Source organism: Chelatococcus sp. CO-6, assembly GCF_001271345.1.
GTDB classification, from domain to species: Bacteria; Pseudomonadota; Alphaproteobacteria; order Rhizobiales; family Beijerinckiaceae; genus Chelatococcus_A; species Chelatococcus_A caeni.
In genome coordinates, this window is the sequence record NZ_CP012399.1 from 464,356 (window position 1) to 484,049 (window position 19,694).

Annotated in this window: 20 protein-coding genes; 13 read left to right on the forward strand and 7 right to left on the reverse strand. The window is 69.0% G+C overall.

Features of this window, described 5'->3' with window-relative positions; translation table 11 throughout:
- Positions 1-37: 37 nt before the first annotated feature.
- The 4 genes from AL346_RS22670 (at position 38) to AL346_RS22685 (ending at position 4,086) form a co-directional block, all read left to right on the forward strand.
- The gene (locus AL346_RS22670; RefSeq protein WP_019404713.1) at positions 38-1,042 is read left to right on the forward strand and encodes a tripartite tricarboxylate transporter substrate binding protein; all 1,005 of its coding nucleotides are present in this window, start codon (positions 38-40) and stop codon (positions 1,040-1,042) included.
- Between the two features lie 126 nt (positions 1,043-1,168).
- Complete coding sequence (locus AL346_RS22675) at positions 1,169-1,645, forward strand: tripartite tricarboxylate transporter TctB family protein (RefSeq protein ID WP_019404714.1); 477 nt, start codon at positions 1,169-1,171, stop codon at positions 1,643-1,645.
- Positions 1,646-1,657: 12 nt separating this feature from the next.
- A complete protein-coding gene (locus AL346_RS22680) occupies positions 1,658-3,169 on the forward strand; it encodes a tripartite tricarboxylate transporter permease (protein WP_019404715.1) in 1,512 nt (503 codons plus the stop codon).
- 5 nt (positions 3,170-3,174) lie between these two features.
- Positions 3,175-4,086, forward strand: coding sequence for an amidohydrolase (locus AL346_RS22685; RefSeq protein WP_019404716.1), 912 nt, complete (start codon positions 3,175-3,177; stop codon positions 4,084-4,086).
- A 4-nt stretch (positions 4,087-4,090) separates the two neighbouring features.
- Here AL346_RS22685 and AL346_RS22690 read toward each other — a convergent pair whose 3' ends face one another.
- From AL346_RS22690 to AL346_RS22705, 4 genes are read right to left on the reverse strand one after another with little or no spacing between them, the layout of a single operon-like run.
- Positions 4,091-4,909 carry a carbohydrate ABC transporter permease gene (locus tag AL346_RS22690; protein WP_019404717.1) on the reverse strand — a complete coding sequence of 273 codons (819 nt, stop codon included), beginning with the start codon at positions 4,907-4,909 and terminating at the stop codon, positions 4,091-4,093.
- Positions 4,906-5,781, reverse strand: coding sequence for a carbohydrate ABC transporter permease (locus tag AL346_RS22695; protein WP_053194165.1), 876 nt, complete (start codon positions 5,779-5,781; stop codon positions 4,906-4,908). Before AL346_RS22695 ends, AL346_RS22690 begins: the two co-directional genes overlap by 4 nt.
- Positions 5,782-5,839: 58 nt before the next feature.
- On the reverse strand, positions 5,840-7,129 hold the full coding sequence (locus tag AL346_RS22700) for an ABC transporter substrate-binding protein (protein WP_019404719.1): 1,290 nt from the start codon (positions 7,127-7,129) through the stop codon (positions 5,840-5,842).
- Positions 7,126-8,193, reverse strand: coding sequence for an ABC transporter ATP-binding protein (locus AL346_RS22705; protein WP_019404720.1), 1,068 nt, complete (start codon positions 8,191-8,193; stop codon positions 7,126-7,128). The genes AL346_RS22700 and AL346_RS22705 overlap by 4 nt, the downstream gene beginning before the upstream one ends.
- Positions 8,194-8,499: 306 nt before the next feature.
- On the opposite strand from AL346_RS22705, the gene AL346_RS22710 reads away from it, so the two are divergent.
- The 8 genes from AL346_RS22710 (at position 8,500) to AL346_RS22750 (ending at position 14,976) form a co-directional block, all read left to right on the forward strand.
- Positions 8,500-8,871 carry a helix-turn-helix transcriptional regulator gene (locus tag AL346_RS22710; RefSeq protein WP_019404721.1) on the forward strand — a complete coding sequence of 124 codons (372 nt, stop codon included), beginning with the start codon at positions 8,500-8,502 and terminating at the stop codon, positions 8,869-8,871.
- Between the two features lie 2 nt (positions 8,872-8,873).
- The gene (locus AL346_RS22715) at positions 8,874-9,401 is read left to right on the forward strand and encodes an arsenate reductase ArsC (RefSeq protein WP_019404722.1); all 528 of its coding nucleotides are present in this window, start codon (positions 8,874-8,876) and stop codon (positions 9,399-9,401) included.
- Between the two features lie 8 nt (positions 9,402-9,409).
- The gene (gene arsC, locus AL346_RS22720) at positions 9,410-9,835 is read left to right on the forward strand and encodes an arsenate reductase (glutaredoxin) (RefSeq protein ID WP_019404723.1); all 426 of its coding nucleotides are present in this window, start codon (positions 9,410-9,412) and stop codon (positions 9,833-9,835) included.
- 9 nt (positions 9,836-9,844) lie between these two features.
- Entirely contained in the window at positions 9,845-10,894 is a 1,050-nt protein-coding gene (gene arsB / locus AL346_RS22725) for an ACR3 family arsenite efflux transporter (protein ID WP_019404724.1), read from the forward strand.
- A 173-nt stretch (positions 10,895-11,067) separates the two neighbouring features.
- Positions 11,068-11,253: a hypothetical protein gene (locus AL346_RS25760; RefSeq protein ID WP_371179669.1), complete on the forward strand. Its 186-nt coding sequence runs from the start codon at positions 11,068-11,070 to the stop codon at positions 11,251-11,253.
- A 3-nt stretch (positions 11,254-11,256) separates the two neighbouring features.
- Positions 11,257-12,024, forward strand: coding sequence for a sulfite exporter TauE/SafE family protein (locus tag AL346_RS22735; protein WP_019404726.1), 768 nt, complete (start codon positions 11,257-11,259; stop codon positions 12,022-12,024).
- Positions 12,024-13,511: an NAD-dependent succinate-semialdehyde dehydrogenase gene (locus AL346_RS22740; protein WP_019404727.1), complete on the forward strand. Its 1,488-nt coding sequence runs from the start codon at positions 12,024-12,026 to the stop codon at positions 13,509-13,511. Before AL346_RS22735 ends, AL346_RS22740 begins: the two co-directional genes overlap by 1 nt.
- A 508-nt stretch (positions 13,512-14,019) precedes the next feature.
- Positions 14,020-14,976 carry a transporter substrate-binding domain-containing protein gene (locus tag AL346_RS22750; protein ID WP_019404729.1) on the forward strand — a complete coding sequence of 319 codons (957 nt, stop codon included), beginning with the start codon at positions 14,020-14,022 and terminating at the stop codon, positions 14,974-14,976.
- An 11-nt stretch (positions 14,977-14,987) separates the two neighbouring features.
- Here AL346_RS22750 and AL346_RS22755 read toward each other — a convergent pair whose 3' ends face one another.
- The 3 genes from AL346_RS22755 to AL346_RS22765 all read right to left on the reverse strand — a co-directional run bounded on the left by AL346_RS22755 (position 14,988) and on the right by AL346_RS22765 (position 18,797).
- Positions 14,988-16,370 (reverse strand): FAD-containing oxidoreductase, encoded by a 1,383-nt coding sequence (locus tag AL346_RS22755; RefSeq protein WP_019404730.1) that lies wholly within the window; start codon positions 16,368-16,370, stop codon positions 14,988-14,990.
- 275 nt (positions 16,371-16,645) lie between these two features.
- On the reverse strand, positions 16,646-17,791 hold the full coding sequence (locus AL346_RS22760; RefSeq protein WP_019404731.1) for an alpha-hydroxy acid oxidase: 1,146 nt from the start codon (positions 17,789-17,791) through the stop codon (positions 16,646-16,648).
- Between the two features lie 76 nt (positions 17,792-17,867).
- The gene (locus tag AL346_RS22765) at positions 17,868-18,797 is read right to left on the reverse strand and encodes an AraC family transcriptional regulator (protein WP_019404732.1); all 930 of its coding nucleotides are present in this window, start codon (positions 18,795-18,797) and stop codon (positions 17,868-17,870) included.
- Between the two features lie 144 nt (positions 18,798-18,941).
- Between AL346_RS22765 and AL346_RS22770 the strand changes: the two genes are divergently transcribed.
- On the forward strand, positions 18,942-19,694 hold the full coding sequence (locus AL346_RS22770) for an SDR family NAD(P)-dependent oxidoreductase (RefSeq protein ID WP_019404733.1): 753 nt from the start codon (positions 18,942-18,944) through the stop codon (positions 19,692-19,694).

Here is a 19,694-nt window from a genome sequence, read left to right on the forward strand (position 1 = left end):
CGGTCGAGACGACGAAGAAGGAATAAGGGAGGAAGTGATGAAGAACGGGTGGATGACGAGCGGGTTCTCGCGGTTGTTTGCCATGTCCCTGCTCGGCGGGGGCTTTCTCGTCGCCGGCGCGGCCGGTGATGCCGCGAAGGCCGAATATCCCGACAGGCCGGTGACGATCATCGTGCCGTGGGGTGCCGGCGGCGGCACGGATACCATCGTGCGTCTCTTCGCCGTGGGTTTCGAGGAAGCGCTCGGCGTGCCCGTCAACATCGTCAACCGCACCGGCGGCAATGGCGTCATCGGCCACACCGCCATCGCGACCGCGGCGCCGGACGGCTACACGCTCGGCGCCTGCACCTCCGAGATCAGCTATTTCAAGACGATGAACCTCGCGCCGCTGACGCCGGAATCCTTCGACCTCATCTCGCGCATCGCCGAGATCCCGGCCGGCGTCACCGTCAAGACCGGCGGCCGCTTCCAGGACCTGAAGTCCGTCGTCGAGGCGATGAAGTCGGAGCCGGCCGGCACGCTGACGAGCTCCGGCTCCGGCCTCGGCGGGCCGTGGCACCTCGCGATCGCCGGTCTCGCCAGGATGGAGAACCTGCCGGCGAGCACCGTCAAGTTCGTGCCGAGCCAGGGCGGCGCGCCGGCCCTGCAGGATGTCATGGCCGGCGGCATCGACCTCTTCACGGGCTCGCCCGTCGAGGCCAAGTCGCTCGCCGAATCGGGCGAGGTGAAGGTCGTCGCCGTCATGGCGAAGGAGCGCCTCGCCGCCTTCCCGGACGTGCCGACGGTCAAGGAGGCGATCGGCGTCGACTGGACGCTGTCGAACTGGTTCTCGCTCTGCGCACCGCCCGGCCTGCCGGCCGAGGTGAAGGCGAAGATCGTCGAGACCGGCAAGAAGGGCCATGCCGCCCCGAGCGTGCAGACGAACCTCAAGGAGCGCGGCATCACGCCCGTGTGGGACGGTCCGGAGCAGTTCGCCGAATTCGCGAACGCCTTCGCGGGAACCGCTGCGATTCTGCTCAAGGATCTCGGCTTGGCCAAGTAAGCTGGCCAAGTAAGCTGGCCAAGCAAGGTCGTGGACGCAATGTCCTGAAGGCTGCGGTCGGTGAGCGGCCGCAGCAGCAGGTCATCCAGGGTTGTTCGCCGCATGCCGAGAGGGAGCTCGAGACGCATGGCGCGCTCCGACATCGCCCTCGGTCTCGTCATCGCGGGGCTCAGCACCGCCTTCGCCGTCGAGGCGAGCGGCCTGCCGACCGCGCCGGGAACCGAGTTCTCCGCCGGCTTCGTGCCGATGATCCTCGGCTGCGGCGGGGCACTCGCGGGCCTCGGCATCGCCGCCGAGGGCTGGCGGGGTGCAGGCGCCGATCAGCAGGGTGAAGCAGGGCAGCCGCCGACCCTCGCAGGGCTCGTGCGCTGCCTGTCGGTCTTCCTCGCCGCCATCCTCTACGGCCTGTTTGCGGCGCGGACCGGCTTCGTGCCCGCGGCGGCGGCGGTCATCGGTGGCCTTGCGCTCGTCTTCGGCGCCTCGCTGCGGCTCGCCGCGGGAGCAGCCGTTGCCGGCAGCCTCACCCTGTTCCTCGTCTTCAGCCACCTGCTGCGCGTGCCGCTGCCGCCGACGCCGTGGCTGTCCGCCCTCTGGCCGTTCTGAGAGGCGAGCACCATGACCGCCATCGCCGGGGCCTTCGCGATCGTCCTCGATCCCGCGACACTCCTCGTCATCGTCGGGGCGAGCCTGCTCGGCATGCTCATCGGCTCCATTCCGGGCCTCACGGCCGTGATGGGCACGGCGCTGCTCGTGCCCATCACCTTCTTCATGGATCCGGTGCCGGCAATCGCGGCCATGGTGGCGATGACGGCCACCGCGATCTTCGCCGGCGACATCCCCGGCGCCCTTCTGCGCATTCCCGGCACGCCGGCCTCGGCGGCCTATGTCGACGAGGCCTATGCCCTGACGCGGCGCGGCAAGCCGGAGGTCGGGCTCGGGCTCGGGCTCGTCGCCTCGACGGCCGGCGGACTCGTCGGCTCCATCTTCCTCATCGTCTGCGCGCCGCTTCTCGCCCGCATCGCGCTCGGCTTCTCGACGGCGGAATATTTCTGGCTCGCCCTGCTCGGGCTCTCCTGCGCCGCCTTCATCGGCACGGGCAAGCCGCTCAAGGGCCTCTTCTCCCTCCTCTTCGGCCTTGCCGTCTCCACCGTGGGGCTCGACCCCGCCTCGGGCGTGCCGCGCTTCACCTTCGGCTCCATCGACCTGATGGGCGGCATCAACCTCATCCCGGCGCTCATCGGGCTCTTCGCCATCTCGGAAATCATGCGTGGCGCCCTGCACGGCGCCCCGGCGGTTCGCGAGGGCATCGGCACCTTCGGCCGCGTCACGGCGGGGCTGTGGCAGAGGGCGCGTGAGCATGGGCGCAACATCGCGCGCGGCAGCGTCGTCGGCACCCTCGTCGGCGCCCTGCCGGGGGCGGGCGCCGACATCGCCGCCTGGATCGCCTATGCCATCTCGCGCCGCTTCGCCCGTCGGCCGCAGGACTTCGGCAAGGGCAGCCTCGAGGGCCTCGCCGAGGCCGGGGCGGCCAACAATTCCTCGCTCTCCGGCGCCTGGGTGCCGACGCTCGTCTTCGGCATCCCCGGCGACAGCATCACCGCCATCGTCATCGGCGTCCTCATCCTCAAGGGCATGGAGCCGGGGCCGGCGATCTTCATCAAGCAGCCCGAGATGATCTACGGCGTGCTGATCAGCTTCTTTCTCGCCAACCTCCTGATGCTGCCGCTGGGGCTCGCCTTCATCCGCGTCGCGCGGCATGTCGTGCGCGTGCCACCCACCATCCTGCCGCCGCTCGTGCTGATGGCCTGCATCGTCGGTGCCTTCAGCCTCAACAACAGCCTCTTCGACGTGTGGGTGATGCTGGCCTTCGGCGTCATCGGCTGGCTCATGGAGGAGAACGGCATTCCCGTCGCCCCCGCCATCCTCGGCCTCGTGCTCGGCGGCATGCTCGAGTTCAACTTCACGACGACGCTCATCAAGTCCGACGGCGATCTCCTCGCCTTCTTCATGCGGCCGGTGGCGGCGGGCCTCGGCGTCGTCACGCTCCTCGTCTGGGCCGTCACGCTGTTCCGGCTGGTGCGGCCGGCGCGTGGAGCGGGCGTCGCGGCCGGCCCCAGGGAGGCATGAGGGCGATGGAGCGGCTGCCCTTCGTCGATGCCCATCACCATTTCTGGGACCCCTCGGCGAACCCGCATCCCTGGCTCGTCGAGGAGCCGATGATCCCCTTCCGCTACGGTGATTACGGCGCCATCCGCCGGCCCTTCCTCGCCGCGGATTACCAGGTCGTGGCGGCGCGCCAGAACGTCATTGCCTCGGTCACCATGGAGGGTGAGTGGGACCGGCGTGACCCGGTCGGCGAGACGGCCTGGCTCGCCCGCCTGCGCGAGCGCCACGGCGCGCCGGCGGCGCATGTGGCGCAGGCGTGGCTCGATGCGGACGACGTGGAGGAGGTGCTCGCCGCCCAGGCGGCCTTCCCCTTCGTGCGCGGCGTGCGCCACAAGCCGCGCAGCGCCGAAAGCCCGGATGCGGCGCGGATGGGCGAGGCCGGATCCATGGGCGATCCCGCCTTCGGGCGCGGCTACGCTCTGCTTGCGCGATATGGCCTGAGCTTCGACCTGCAGACGCCCTGGTGGCATCTCGGGGAGGCCGCGGCGCTCGCCGAACGTCACCCCGACGTGCCTATCATCCTCAACCACACGGGCCTGCCCGCCGACCGCTCGCCCGAGGGACTGGCAGGTTGGCGTGCGGCGCTGCGGCACTTCGCGCGCCTGCCCCACGCGGCCATCAAGATCTCCGGCCTCGGCCTCAAGGGGCGCCCATGGCGGCTCGAAGAGAACCGCGCCATCATCCGCGACGCGATCGAGATCTTCGGCACCGAGCGGGCCATGTTCGCCTCGAACTTCCCGGTCGACGGCCTCGTCGGCGATTTCGACACCGTCATCGACGGTTTTCGCGCCGCGGTGGCCGACCTTGCCCGCGCGGAGCAGGAAAGGCTCTTCAGCGCCAACGCGATCAGGATCTATCGTCTGAAGGGCGTCGGCTGAGCATTCAGCGGATGCCGGCGCGCAGGAAGGACTGCACGAAGGCGCGCTGGAAGATGAGGAAGGCGACGAGGAGCGGAGCCGCCGTCATCAGCGTGGCGGCCGAGATGATCGACCAGTCGATGCCCTGGTCGGTGGAGGAGAACACCGCGAGCCCCACTGTCAGCGGACGTGTCTCGACCGAATTGGTGACGATGAGCGGCCACAGGAAGTTGTTCCAGTGGTGGCTCACCGAGACGAGGCCATAGGCGACGAAGACCGGCCGCGCGAGCGGCACGTAGACACGCCAGAGCACGCCGAGAGTGGAGCAGCCCTCGACGATCGCCGCTTCCTCCAGTTCCTTCGGCACGGTCATGAAGGTCTGGCGCAGGAGGAAGATGCCGAAGGCCGAGGCCATGTAGGGCAGCGCCACCGCGCCGATGGTGTCGACGAGCCCGAGGCCGAACATCGTGCGGTAGTTCTCGACGATGAGGATGTCCGGCATGACCATGAGTTGCATCAGCACCAGCGCGAACAGCAGCGACTTGCCGGGAAAGCTGTAGCGCGCGAAGGCATAGGCCGCGAGCGTGCAGACGAGGAACTGTCCGGCGAGGATCATGGTGACGATCGCCGTCGTGTTGAGCAGATAGCGGCCGAAGGGCGCGGCCTCCCAGGCGGCGACGAAGTTCGCGAGCGTCAGCGGCGCCAGGAGGTCGAAGCGCGTGGCGTAGGCCGAGGGATGGAAGGCGGTCCACACCGCATAGGCGAGCGGCAGGATCCATATGAGGCCGAGAAGCCAGGCGCCGACCGTCTCGATCGCGCCGGCGGACCGGTCGGCGAAGCTCATCGATAGTGGATCCGTCGCTCGAGGAAGAGGAACTGCACGGCCGCCAGCACGGCGAGGATGGCGAGAAGCACGGTCGTCAGCGTTGCCGCATAGGCCGAATCCCAGAAGCGGAAGCCGATCTCGTAGATGTAGTAGAGCAGCAGGGCCGTGGCATTGTCCGGCCCGCCGCGCGTCATGACCACGATGTGGTCGACGAGGCGGAAGGCGCCGATGACCGCATTGACCAGCACGAACAGGGTCGTCGGCATCAGGAGCGGCAGGGTCACGCGCCGGAAGAAGGTGAAGCGGCTCGCCCCCTCGATCGCCGCAGCCTCGCGCAGGTCGTGCGGGATCGTCTGCAGGGCGGCGAGATAGAAGATCATGAAGAAGCCCGCCTCCTTCCAGACCGCAACGGCGATGACGGCATTGAGGGCGGTGTCGCGCGAGCCGAGCCAGTTCGTCTGCGCCACGCCGAAGAGGCCGAGGACCTGGTCGAGCAGGCCGTAGCCGGGCGTGTAGAAGAAGAGCCAGATATTCGCGACCGCGATCATCGGCAGCACGGTGGGCGTGAAATAGGCCATCCTGAGCGCCGCCCGGCCGGGCAGGCGTGCGTCGACGGCGAGTGCCATGACGAGCGCGAGGATGACCGAAAGCGGAATGGTGAGGGCGGCGTACCAGACGTTGTTCGCCATCGCCTGCCAGAAGACGGGATCGTCGAGGAGATGGCGATAGTTGCCGAGGCCGATGAAGACCTCCGGCCGGTTGCCGCGCGGCGTGGTGTAGAGCGCGCCGATGAAGGTGCGCACCGCCGGCACGTGCGTGAAGGCCGCCAGCAGCACGACGGCGGGCAAAAGCAACAGCGAGGCATGGATCGAGGCGCGGAGGCGGCTCACGGCAGGGTCCGGGGAAAGGGCCCGCGCGGGTGAGGAACCCGCGCGGGCGAGGGTCAGATCACTGGAAGGGGCGCAGCACGCGGTCAGCCTCGGCCTGGGCGTCCTTCATGGCCTGGGCCGGCTCCTTGGCGCCGGTCAGCGCCGCCTGCAGACCGTCGTTGAGGGCCTTGGTGACGCGCTGGTTGTCGTGGGTCGACAATTCCGCCACCGCGACGTCGAGCTGGTCGCGGGCCACCGCTGCGGCCGGGAACTCGGCGGCATATTTCTTCATCGCCTCGGTCTCCCAGGCAGCCGGCGTGACGGCGACATAGCCGGTGGCGATCGACCAGGCGGCCGCCTGCTCCGGCGCCGTCGCCCACTTGATGAAGGCGAGGGCGGCCTTGCGCTGCTCGGGCGAGGCGTTCTTGAAGATGTAGAAGTTGCCGCCGCCGGTGGGCGAGCCGCCGCGCACCTTGGCCGGCAGCATGCCGACTCCGAAGGGGAAGGGCGCGTTGCTGCGCACGTTGGTCAGGTTGCCGGTGGTCGTCCACATCATGGCGACCTTGCCCTCGAAGAAGTCCTTCGGGGTGGTGCCCCACTCGACGATGCCTTCCGGATGCACCTTGTGCTTCTTCGAAAGGTCCACCCAGAACTGCAGCGCCTCGACGACGCGCGGGTCGTCATAGGTCACCTTCGTGCCGGCCTCGTTGGCGAGGATGACGTCGTTCTGCGTCGTCAGGGCCTGGAACAGCCAGTAGGGGAAGCCCGAGGACGGGATCTGCACGCCCCAGCGGGTCACGTTGCCGGAGGCGTCGCGCTTGGTCAGCTTCTCGGCGGCCGCGACCATCTCGTCCCAGGTCTTCGGCGCCACCTCCGGATCGAGCCCGGCCTCCTTGAAGGCATCCTTGTTCCAGTACTGCACGATGGTGGAGCGCTGGAAAGGAATGCCCCAGGTCTTGCCGCCGGTGCGGCTGTTGAGCATGAAGCCCGGGTAGAAGCCGTCGAGCCAGGCCTTGTCGGCGTCGGACACCAGCTCCTCGAAGGGGACGATCGCGTCCTCGTCGATCAGCGTGAACATGTCCGTCGAGAGGATGACGGCGAATTCCGGCGCGTTGCCGCCCTTGAGCGCGGTGACGACCTTGGTGATCGTGTCCTGGTAGCTGCCGGAATAGATCGGGTTGACCTTGATGTCCGGATTCGCGGCCGAGAAATCGGCGACCATCTTGTCGATGATCTTGGTGATGGGGCCGCCGACGGCGACCGGATAGTACATGTTGACCGTGGTCTCGGCCGAGGCCGGCGCCACGGCGAGCGCGAGCGACGCGGCAAGCGCGGCCGCCCCGCAGCGGACCTGCGTGAAAAACTTCATGCCCCTTCTCCCCGTTCGGGTGCGTTGCAGCCGTTGCCGTTCGCTTCGACGCGCCGGCCGCTGCCCGCGTCGAAGAAGTGGAGATCGCCCGCCGCGCAGCTGACGCCGACGGCCTCGCCGATGCGGTGGCGCGCGTGGCCGTCGGTGCGGGCAATGAGCTTCGCCCCGGCGGCGTCGAGGGTCAGCAGCGTGTCCGCGCCGAGATATTCGATCGCCTCGACGGTGGCCGTGAGCCCGTGCCCGGGCGCATCGACGCGCAGCCGCTCCGGCCGCACGCCGATGCTGCCTTCGGCGGCGGCAGGGACATCGGGCGCGAGCCCGGCGCCTGCCGCGGCGGGCAGCAGGTTCATCGGCGGCGTGCCGAGGAAGCGGGCGGCAAAGCCGCTCGCCGGACAATCGTAGAGCTCGGCGGGCGTGCCCTGCTGCTCGATACGCCCGTCGCGCATCAGCACCACCCGGTCGGACATCGTCATGGCCTCGACCTGGTCGTGCGTGACATAGATCATCGTCATGCCGAGCCGGCGCTGCAGGCCGCGGATCTCGGCGCGCATCTCCTGGCGCAGCTGGGCGTCGAGGTTCGACAGCGGCTCGTCCATCAGGCAGACGGCGGCATCGGCGACGATGGCGCGGCCGAGGGCGACGCGCTGGCGCTGGCCGCCGGAGAGCGCGGCGGGCTTGCGGTCGAGAAGCTGCGTGAGGCCGAGCGTCTGCGCCGCCCGCTTCAGCCGCTCGTCGCGCTCGGCGCGCGGCACGCGCCGCACCTTCAATCCGAACAGGATGTTCTCGGCCACCGAGAGATGCGGAAACAGCGCGTAGGACTGGAACACCATGGCGATGCCGCGCTCGGCGGGCGAGCGGCGCGTGACGTCGCGCCCGCCGATGGCGATGGCGCCCGCGCTCGGCTGCTCGAGCCCCGCGATGAGGCGCAGCGTCGTCGACTTGCCGCAGCCGGAGGGGCCGAGCAGGACCGTGAATTCACCCGAGGCGCAGGTAAAGCTGATGCCGTCGACCGCCGGCGAGCCGCTCCAGACCTTCGTCAGATTGTCGACGACGATTTCTGCCATGTCCCGCAACGCTGTTTGCCCATCCTGACCAGTCATGAAACGTTATCGGGCAGTGATCGGCGTTTCGATTATTTCTGTTATGACACAGGGTGTGAATTGAGCAACCAGCGCTCGGGTATCCGGGAAGCGGCGTAGCGAAGGCGGATGACGCTTCGATGAAGGAGCGGCAACAGTTTCGTGACGCTCCACCGGTCCCTTGTGGATGTCCGGCCCGGCCGCATGTCGGCGGCGGTGGTCGCGTGTCCGACGACCGGAACGGCGCCAGGACCCGTTGCATCCCGTCCATATGTCGGCTAGTCTCGACATATGGAAAACGAACAGGCCATTCTCGCCTTCGCGGCCTTTGCCCAGCCGACCCGTTTCGAAGTGTTCCGCTTGCTCGTCGAGAGCGAGCCGGAGGGGCTCGCGGCCGGAGAGATCGCGCGGCGCCTCGCCGTGCCGCACAACACCATGTCCTCCCATCTCGGCATCCTCGCGCGGGCCGGCCTCGTCAGCGCCGAGCGGCGCAGCCGCTCCATCGTCTACCGGGCCGAGCTCGACACGGTGCGCGCCCTGACCGCCTTCCTGCTCAAGGATTGCTGCGGCGGGCGGCCCGAGATCTGCGCTCCGCTCGTCGCCGAGCTCGTGCCCTGTTGCCCTCCAGCCCGAACGAACGCCCAAGCCACCCACGAGGCCTGATCATGGCTGACCCGATCTACAACGTGCTCTTTCTGTGCACCGGCAATTCCGCCCGCTCCATCCTGGCCGAGAGCATCCTCGCCAAGGACGGGGCAGGGCGGTTCCGCGCCTTCTCCGCCGGCAGCCGGCCCAAGGGCGTCGTCCATCCGCTGGCGCTCAAGGTGCTCGAGAGCTACGGCTATCCGACCGCTGGGCTACGCTCGAAGAACTGGGAGGAGTTTGCCCGGACCGACGCGCCCGTGATGGACTTCGTCTTCACCGTCTGCGACAGCGCGGCCGGCGAGGCCTGCCCGCTCTGGCCCGGCCAGCCGATGACGGCCCATTGGGGCATCGAGGATCCCGCCGCCGTCGAGGGGACCGACATCCAACGGGAAGCCGCCTTCGTCGCCGCCTTTCGCTACATGAAGAACCGCATCTCCGTCTTCACGGCGCTGCCGATGCGGAGCCTCGAGCATATCGCGCTCGGCTCCCGGCTCGCCGAGATCGGACAGCTCGAAGGGGCGACGAAGCCGCGCCCCAGCGCGGCATGAGGAGCACCATGGACGTCGTCATCTATCACAACCCCGCCTGCGGAACGTCGCGCAACACCCTGGCGATGATCCGTAATGCCGGCGTCGAGCCGCATGTGATCGAATATCTGAAGACGCCGCCGGCGCGCGCCATGCTGCAGTGGCTGATCGCGCGCATGGGCATCCCGGTGCGCGACCTGCTGCGCGAGAAGGGCACGCCTTATGCCGAGCTCGGCCTCGGCGACCCGGCGCTGAGCGACGATCAACTCCTCGACGCCATGCTCGCCCATCCCATTCTCATCAACCGGCCGATCGTGGTGAGCCCGAAGGGCGTGCGCCTCTGCCGCCCGTCCGAGGAGGTGCTCGACCTCCTGCCGCCGCAGCGCGGCGAATTCGTCAAGGAAGACGGCGAGCGCGTCGTCGACGAGCACGGCCGCCGCGTCGCGACGGCCTGAGGAATTCCCATGTCCACCTTCGAACGCTATCTGACCCTGTGGGTCTTCCTGTGCATCGTCGCGGGCGTCGCGCTCGGCTCGCTGGCGCCCGCCGTGTTCCACGCCATCGCCGGGCTCGAGGTGGCGCGTGTCAACCTGCCGGTCGCCGTGCTCATCTGGCTCATGATCGTGCCGATGCTGGTGAAGATCGACTTCGCCGCCCTCGGGGAGGTTGGCAGGCACTGGCGCGGCATCTCCGTGACGCTCTTCGTCAACTGGGCGGTGAAGCCGTTCTCGATGGCGCTGCTCGGCTGGCTTTTCATCGGTTACCTGTTCCGGCCCTATCTGCCTGCCGACCAGATCGACAGCTATATCGCCGGCCTCATCCTGCTCGCAGCCGCGCCGTGCACGGCCATGGTCTTCGTGTGGTCGAACCTGACGAAGGGCGAGCCGCACTTCACCCTGTCGCAGGTGGCGCTCAACGACGCCATCATGATCGTCGCCTTCGCACCGATCGTCGGCCTGCTGCTCGGCCTGTCCGCGATCACCGTGCCGTGGGACACGCTCATCCTGTCGGTGGCGCTCTACATCGTCGTGCCGGTCATCGCAGCGCAGGTCATCCGCGCCCGGCTTCTCAAGACGGGCGGCGAGGCGGCGCTGGCGCGCTTCCTCGGCGTCCTGCAGCCGCTCTCGCTCGTCGCGCTGCTCGCGACGCTGGTGCTGCTCTTCGCCTTCCAGGGCGAGCAGATCCTGGCACAGCCGCTCGTCATCGCGCTCCTTGCGGTGCCGATCCTGATCCAGGTCTATTTCAACTCCGGCCTCGCCTACCTCCTCAACCGCATGAGCGGCGAGGCCCATTGCGTCGCCGGACCCTCGGCGCTCATCGGCGCGTCCAATTTCTTCGAGCTCGCGGTCGCCGCCGCCATCAGCCTGTTCGGCTTCAACTCCGGCGCGGCGCTCGCCACCGTCGTCGGCGTGCTCATCGAGGTGCCGGTGATGCTGTCCGTCGTCTGGATCGTGAACCGCTCGCAGGGATGGTACGAGGCGCGCGGCGCGCGCGTCTCCGAGGCGCCGCGTTGAGCGGCGGGGCGCCGTGCACGCCTTCCCCGGCGCTTCCGTCCCCCGGTGATGCCGGCCGCGAGGGAAATCGCCCGCGCGACAATCTATAGATTGATCAGGACGGCGAAGTGCTGGCACATTCCGCGCGCATCACGCGAATCCATGCCCGCCTCGTGCTCCACCTGAAGTCCCTCGTGAACGAAGCCTCCGTCCGCAGCCGGCCCGCGCAGCGCCCGCTCTTCCTCCACTTCGAGGACGATCCGCGCGCCGATGCCGCGCATGATGCCTGTTTGCATGGGCCGGACCTCATCGTCGCGCCGGTCGTCCGCCGTGCCGGTTCGGCCTTCGCGAAGCTCTTCGCCGGTCCGAGGACCCTCTGAGGCATGTCGCCAGGCGAGCTCATCGGTTTCCTAGCGCTCGCGTTCGTCGCCGCCTATGCCCAGACGCTGACGGGTTTCGCCTTCGGCCTCATCACCATGGGCGGCGTCGGTCTCACCGGCCTCCTGTCCCTGCCCGACGCGGCGATGATCGTGAGCGTGCTCACGCTCGTCAACGCGACGCAGATGTTGCTGAAGGGCTGGCGGGACGTCGCCTGGCGCGAGTTCGCCTTCGTCATGGCCGCGAGCGTGCCGCTTCTCTTCGTCGGCTACTGGCTGCTCGAATGGCTCGCCGACACCCGGGCCGACGTGCTGCGCCTCGTGCTCGGCGCCGTCATCATCGCCTCCAGCCTGCAGCTCGCCATGCGGCCAGCGCCGCTCGCGCGCAAGTCCGGCGGCGCGTCCTTCCTCTTCTTCGGCGGCGTCGCGGGCCTGATGGGCGGCATGTTCTCGACGGCCGGGCCGCCGCTCGTCTTCCATTTCTATCGCCAGCCGCTGGCGCTGGCGACGATCCGCGAGACGCTGGTCGGCGTCTTCGCGCTCAACGCCGTGTTCCGCATCGGCCTCGTCGTCTTTTCCGGCAACCTGCCCGGGCCTTCGACGCTGACCGGCCTCTTCGCCATCCCGGCCGTGATGGCGGCGACCTTCGCCGCGCGCCGCTGGCCGCCGCCGATCGCGCCGCAGGTGATGCGGCGCATCGTCTTCGTCCTCCTCTTCCTGTCGGGGGTGTCGCTGGGCGCCCCTGCCGTCCTGCGCCTCCTGGGAGTGCATTGATGACCGTACACGACAAGACAGCCGGCCGCCGCGTGCTCGACCTCAAGGACCCCTCGCTGCTGTCGGGCAAGGCCTATGTCGCCGGCGAGTGGATCGACGCGCCGGACGGCCGGACGTTTCCCGTCACCGATCCGGTCGATGGCGCGCTCATCATGGAGGTGCCGGACCTCGGACCCGAGATCGCCCGCCGTGCCATCGACGCGGCGCAGGTGGCGCAGAAGGCATGGGCGAAGCGCCCGGTGAAGGAGCGCAGCCAGGTCCTGCGGCGCTGGTACGAGCTCATCCTCGCCAATGTCGACGACCTCGCGCTGATCCTGACGACGGAGCAGGGCAAGCCGCTTGCCGAGGCCAGGGGCGAGATCGTCTCCAACGCCGCCTATCTCGAGTGGTTCGCCGAGGAGGCGAAACGCATCGACGGCGACGTCATTCCCGGTGCGCGTCCCGACCAGCGCATCGTCGTGCTCAAGCAGCCCGTCGGCGTCTGTGCGGCCATCACGCCGTGGAACTTCCCCAATGGCATGATCACCCGCAAGGTTGGCCCGGCGCTGGCGGCCGGCTGCACCATGGTGCTGAAGCCGGCGGCGCAGACGCCTTTGTCCGCCTTCGCGCTTGCCGTGCTCGCCGAACGGGCGGGCGTCCCGAAGGGGGCCTTCTCGGTCATCACCGGCGAGGCGCGACCCATCGGCGAGGAATTCTGCCGCAACCCGAAGGTCGCCAAGATCACCTTCACCGGCTCGACGGGCGTCGGCCGCTGGCTGATGCGCGAAGCGGGCGACGGCATCAAGCGCCTGTCGCTGGAACTCGGCGGCAATGCGCCCTTCATCGTCTTCGACGATGCGGATCTCGACGCCGCCGTCGAAGGCGCGATCATCTCCAAGTACCGCAACGCCGGCCAGACCTGCGTATGCGCCAACCGCATCTACGTGCAGGAGAATGTGGTCGCGGCCTTCACCGAGAAGCTCGTGGCCAAGGCCCGCGCGCTCAAGCTCGGCCGCGGCACCGAGGACGGCGTCGCCATGGGTCCGCTGATCGACGAGCGTGCCGTCGCCAAGATGGAGGAGCATGTGGCGGATGCCCTCGCCAAGGGTGGCCGGCTCGTTCTCGGCGGCAAGCGTTCCGACCTCGGCAGCACCTTCTTCGAGCCGACGGTGATGACCGGCATCACCCAGGAGATGAAGGTCGCCAAGGAGGAGACCTTCGCGCCGCTCGCGCCCATCATCGCCTTCCGCGACGAGGAGGAGGTGATTTCCATGGCCAACGACACCGAATTCGGCCTCGCCTCCTATTTCTATGCCAGGGACATGGCGCGCGTCTGGCGTGTGGCCGAGGCGCTGGAGAGCGGCATGGTCGGCGTCAACACCGGCCTCATCGCCAACGAGATGGCGCCCTTCGGCGGCGTCAAGCAGTCGGGCATGGGGCGCGAGGGCTCCAAATACGGCATCGAGGGCTTCCTCGAGCTGAAATACGTCTGCCTCGGCGGTATGTGAGGCGCCTCGCCGGGTTGGTTATCACCGACATCGTTTAAGCCGCCCGCAGAAGATCTCGGCCCGGCCCCGTGGGCGGGCCGAGATAGCGGCTGTCCGCGCTGAACTTGAGTGCACCGCTGCCGCGGTGCTCCCGGAATGACCTTTGAGGCTAGTGCGCCACGGATTCAGGCACCCCCACGGTTGACCCACCGTCAGAGTGCAGGTTAAGCCGGAAGAGTGGCAGTCCATCTGCCGCATTGGCGTGCCCTTCCGCTCGGAAGTTCCTCGCCGATCATGCGCTGATCGAGGCCGCCAGGCCGGATCAACACGGCGCAACTGCTCGACTGCCAGTGCGGGAGGTGGCGGCAATGAGAATTGCTTGCTTGCGCGCGACAATGATGGTCCTGTCCGCGCTCGCTTTCATGTCCTTGCCACAGCCCACGGCGCCAGCGCCCAGGAGCAGGGTGCGGGCCGACCGGGTGGCGGCGAGCCCGTTACGGTCGGCGTCCATGTCAGCCCGCCTTTCGTCATGAAGGACGGCGCACGTTTCAACGGCATGGCGGTCGAGCTCTGGGAGGAACTGGCGTCGCGCCTCGAGCGCCCGTACACCTATCGCGAATACGCGACGTTCGGCGATCTGGTGCGGGCGACCGAGGCGGGGGAGGTCGACCTCGCGGTTTCCAACCTGACCGTGACCGAGCGCCGGGCGCAGCAGATCGATTTCACCCAGCCCTGGTTCGACGGCGGGCTGCGGATCATGGTCAGCGCGGGCGCCGGCGCCGGCTTCTGGGACGTCATCGGCGGCCTCAGCGATTCGGGCTATCTGCGCTCCTACGCCTGGATCGCCCTCGTCATCCTGGCCGCAGCGGTGCTGCTGACGGCTTTCGACCGGTATTTCGACAAGGATTTCCCGCGGCGCTGGCGCGACGGCTTCGCGGAGAGCTTCTATACCGTCATGCAGGTTGCCACCACCGGCCGGCCCGCATCGCGAAAAAACCTCTTTGGCTGGATCGGGCGCATCTGGCAGGGGCTCTGGCTGGTGGCGGGCGTCGCGGTTCTTGCCTTCGTCACCTCGTCGGTGACGAGCGTCATGACCACGCTGGCGCTCACCAACCAGATCCACGGCATCCAGGATCTCGCCGGCCGGACGGTGGGCGTCCTCAGGGATACCGTCGCGCATGAATATGTGCGCGGGGCGGGGCTGCGCCACAGCTCCTTCCTCAGCATCGAGGAGGCCGTCGCGGCCTTGGGCGACGGCAGCATCGCGGCGATCGTCGAGGATGCGCCGGTCCTGGAATATCACGCCCATTCCCGTCCTGGAGCCGGGGTGAGGGTGGTCGGGCGCCTCTTCGAGCCGGACAAGTACGCCTTCGGCACGCCACACGGCAGCAATCTCCGCCGCCCGGTCACGGTCCAGATCCTCGCGGCCCACGAGCGCGGGGAGATCGCCAGGCTGCGGGCGAAATATTTCGGCGACGGCTCCTGACCGCTCCGGTCTCAGGCCGCGTCGGCCGGCTTGAGGTCGCCGAGCATCGTCGGCAGCAGCTCCGAGACGGTCGGGTGGATGTGCATGGCGCGCTGCATGACATCGTAGGGCGCCTTGGCATACATCACGTCGAGGATGGTGTGGACCACCTCGTCGCAGCCGACGCCGAGCAGGGCCGCGCCGAGGATGCGCCGGTCCCCGGCGTCGACCATGATCTTCATGAAGCCGAGCGCCTCGCCCTTCTCCACCGCCCGGCCGACCCGGGCCATCGGCCGCTGGGCGACGAGGTAGCGCTTGCCGGCCTTGCGCGCCTCGGCCTCCGACATGCCGACGCGGCCGAGCGGGGGATCTGTGTAGAGGCAATAGGCGGGGATGCGGTCGTCGACGCGGCGCGGGTCGTCGTCGAGCAGGTTGGCGGCGACGATCTCGAAATCATTATAGGCGGTGTGGGTGAAGGCGCCGCGGCCGTTGCAGTCGCCGAGCGCCCAGATGCCCTCGACATTCGTCCGCAGCTGGTCGTCGACGGTGATGTAGCCGCGCTCGTCCGTCTCGACCCCGGCCGCATCGAGGCCGAGATCGTCGGTGTTCGGCCGCCGCCCGGTGGCGACGAGCAGGTGGCTGGCGGCGATCTCCGGCGCGCCGCGCGTGCAGTCCACCTTGATGGTGACGCTTCCCTCGCGCCCCGAGACGCTGGTGCATTCGGCGCCGAGGCGCAGCGCGACGCCTTCCTTCTCCAGGATCTCGGCCACCGCCGCCGAGATGTCCTCGTCCTCGCGCGCGATGAGCCGCGGCGCCATTTCGACCACCGTCACGCGGCTGCCGAAGCGCCGGTACATCTGCGCGAATTCGAGGCCGATGTAGCTGCCGCCGATGACGACGAGATGCTCCGGCAGCTCACTGACGTCCATCATACTGCTGTTGGTGAGATAGGGCGTGCTGTCGAGGCCGGGGATCGGCGGCGCTGCGGCGCGCCCGCCGACATTGATGAAGATGCGCTTTGCCCGCAGCGTCTCGCCGCCGACCACGACGGTATCCGGGCCGGTGAAGCGGGCGTGGCCCTGGAGCACGGTGCAGTTCGCCAGCCCCCTGACCCAGCTCTCGACGCCCGAGCGCGACTTGCCCGAGATCGCATCCTTGCGCGCCTTCACGCGCTCCATGTCGACGGCGACCTCGCCCTGGATCGCCACCCCGAAATCGGCCGCGCGGCGCGCCATGTGCGCGGCATAGGCGCTGGCGACCAGCGCCTTCGTCGGGATGCAGCCGGTGTTGACGCAGGTGCCGCCGAAGAACTTGCGCTCGATGACGGCGAGCCTCATGCCGGCCTCGGAGAGCCGCGCGGCGAGGGCGGGGCCCGCCTGGCCCGTGCCGATGATGATCGCGTCATAGTCGTGCATGGAGCGGTCCTCCCTGAAGCTCGGGATGATGGATGCCGGCTCTGCGCCCGGGATGCGCCATCGCAGGGCGGGCGGTCGATGCCCCTAGCCTCTCACAGGAGGTCCGGAGGCGCCACCGGTGGCAACGGACTCTCAAAAGCCCTTCGGCTGGGGTCTGAGTGCCACCATCGGCCTGCGCGGGAGCCGGATCTACGTCGTGGCCCCCCGCTTCTCCTCCGTCAGAAGGTCGTCGTGATGACGGACACGCGCAGGAGCGCCATCATGCCGGATAGTCCTCAGCGGAAGCGTAGGTTCCGCCGGGTGAGTTCGCCGACCGAGGCGCAGCCCATCAGCTTCATGTCGCGTTCGATCTCGTTGCGCATCAGCTCGAGGGCGCGCTCGACGCCGGCCTGTCCGGCGGCGGCGAGCGGGAAGAGGTAGTAGCGGCCGAGCCCGACCGCCTTGGCGCCCAGCGAGAGGGCCTTGAGCACATGGGTGCCGCGCTGCACGCCGCCGTCCATCATGACGTCGATCCGGTCGCCGACCGCATCGACGATCTCGGCCAGCTGGTCGAAGGCGGTGCGCGAGCCGTCGAGCTGGCGCCCGCCGTGGTTGGAGAGGACGATCCCGGTGCAGCCGATCTCGACGGCGCGCCGCGCATCCTCGACCGACATGACGCCCTTGAGGCAGAACTGCCCGCCCCATTCGCGCACCATCCCCGCGACGTCGTCCCACGACATGGAGGGGTCGAGCATCTCCGTGAAGTAGCGGCTGATCGACATCACGCCGCCGCCCATGTCGACGTGGCTCTCGAGCTGCGGCAGCCGGAAGGGCTCGTGGAGGAAATGGTTGAGGGCCCAGGAGGGCTTGACGGCGAACTGGGTGATGCCGGCGAGATTGAGCCGGAAGGGGATGGAGAAGCCCGTGCGCTTGTCGCGCTCGCGGTTGCCGCCGGTGATGCTGTCCACGGTCAGCATCATCACCTCGACGCCCGCCTCCTTGGCGCGGGCCGTCATCTCGCGGTTCAGGCCGCGGTCCTTGTGGAAGTAGAACTGGTAGACCTGCGGGCCGCTGCTGATGCGGCGCGCCTCCTCCAGGCTGACGGTGCCGAGCGAGGAGACGCCAAACATCGTGCCGAACCGCGCGGCGGCCGCCGCCACCGCGCGCTCGCCCTGATGGTGGAAGAGGCGCTGCAGCGCCGTCGGCGAGCAATAGACCGGCAGCGCGAGCCTCTGCCCCATGACGCTCACCGACATGTCGACGTCACCGACGCCGCGCAGCACATTGGGCACGAGGTCGCAGCGGTCGAAGGCCTCCGTATTGCGGCGATAGGTGACTTCGTCGTCGGCCGCGCCGTCGATGTAGTTGAAGATCGGCCCCGGCAGGCGTTGCCGCGCCATGCGGCGGAAGTCGTGGAAGTTGTGGCAGTCCCTGAGACGCATGCGTGCCCCTGTCGCTCGACGGCAGCCGCAGTAGCACATCGGTGGCGCAAGTCCATGCGCCGCCGCAACCATCGCTTCAGAAACGAGGCGCTGGCGAAGCGATGGCGGGGCCGCTGCGGTGCGTCCGCGGGCCGCGCTCGGCGCGCGGCGCCGTTCCGTAGGCGCGGCGGTAGTCGCGGCTGAACTGGGTGGGGCTTTCATAGCCGACGGCGAAGGCGACGGCCGAGACGGGCTCGCCGGTCTCGACGAGCCGGCGGCGCGCCTCGATCAGACGCAGGGACTTCTGGTACTGGACGGGCGAGGTCGCCGTCACCGCCTTGAAGTGCTCGTGGAAGCTCGACGGGCTCATGCCGGCGATGGCGGCCAGCTCCTGGGTGCGGATCGGGCTCGACCAGTGCCGCCGGATATGGGCGATGGCCCTGGCGATGCGGCTGGCACGGCTGTCCGCGCGGGCGAGCTGGCGCAGCATTCCCCCGTGGCGGGACAAGAGCACGCGGAAATGCAGCTCGCGCCGGACGAGCGGCAGCAGCACCCGCTGCTCGAGCGGCTTGTCGGCGAGATCGAGGAGCCGCGCCATCACGTCGACGACCGTCCGGTCCGCCGTGCCAGCGGCGACGGCGGCGGCGCGCGCGTCCTCGATGGCGGCGGGCTCGATCTCCGCATGGAGCGCGCGCAGGAGGTCGAGGTCGATCTCTGAGGCGAGGGCGACATAGGGCGCGGCCGCCGTGGCCGACACGATCCGCGCCCGCGTGACGAGGTCGTGCGAGACGATGGCCGTCTCGCCCGCGGCAAAGCGGACGGCATGATCGCGATGCACGATTTCCTTGGCGCCCTGGAGGACAAGGCAGACCATGGGATGGTAGAGCCTGGGCTCGATCTCTGCCGGTGCATGGGCGCGCACCACGCTGACGCCGTCGAGGCCGGCCGGCACGGGGGCGCTACCGGCCTTGCGTTCGTCGGCAAGGGCGATGCAGCGCGTGATCAAGGCTGGAGCGGTCTGGGTCATTCCAACTTTCTACACCACCTGCGTCGCGGGACATGCGCTTTTTCCGCCCATTCGGAGGATCGGGCAGGTATCGCGGAGGATGTGGCAGGCACCGGGAGGCGCGGCGCGTCATATGGAGCTCATCCGACAGGAAGGGATGACGACATGACGATCGCACTCATCACCGGCGGCAGCCGTGGCCTCGGCCGCAGCGCGGCCCTTCACCTTGCTAGGAACGGGGTCGGCATCGTGCTGACCTACCAGAGCAACGCGGCGGCGGCCGAGGAGGTCGTCGCGGCGATCCGGGCGGAGGGCGGCAAGGCCGTCGCCCTGCCGCTCGACACCGGCCGCGTGGGCACCTTTCGCGCCTTCGCAGAGACCCTGGCCGGCGCGCTGCGGCAGCACTGGGGCAGCGCGACCTTCGACATCCTCATGAACAACGCCGGCCATGGCGTGCACAGGAGCTTCGCCGAGACGAGCGAGGAGGAGTTCGACGGCCTCATGGCGGTGCACCTCAAGGGCGTGTTCTTCCTGACCCAGACGCTCCTGCCGATGATCGCCGACGGCGGGCGCATCCTCAACGTCTCCACCGGCCTCGCGCGCTTCAGCCTGCCGGGCTATGCGGCCTATGCCACCATGAAGGGCGGGGTCGAGGTCCTGACGCGCTACCTCGCCAAAGAGCTCGGTCCGCGCCGGATCGCCGTCAACACCATCGCGCCGGGCGCGACGGAGACCGATTTCGGCGGCGGCGCCGTACGCGACGTGCCGGACGTCAACCGCATGGTCGCGGAGACGACCGCCATGGGCCGCGCGGGCCGGCCGGATGACATCGGCGCCGCTGTCGCGGCCCTGCTTGCGCCGGGCACGGGCTGGATGACCGCCCAGCGCATCGAGGTCTCGGGCGGCCAGAACCTCTGA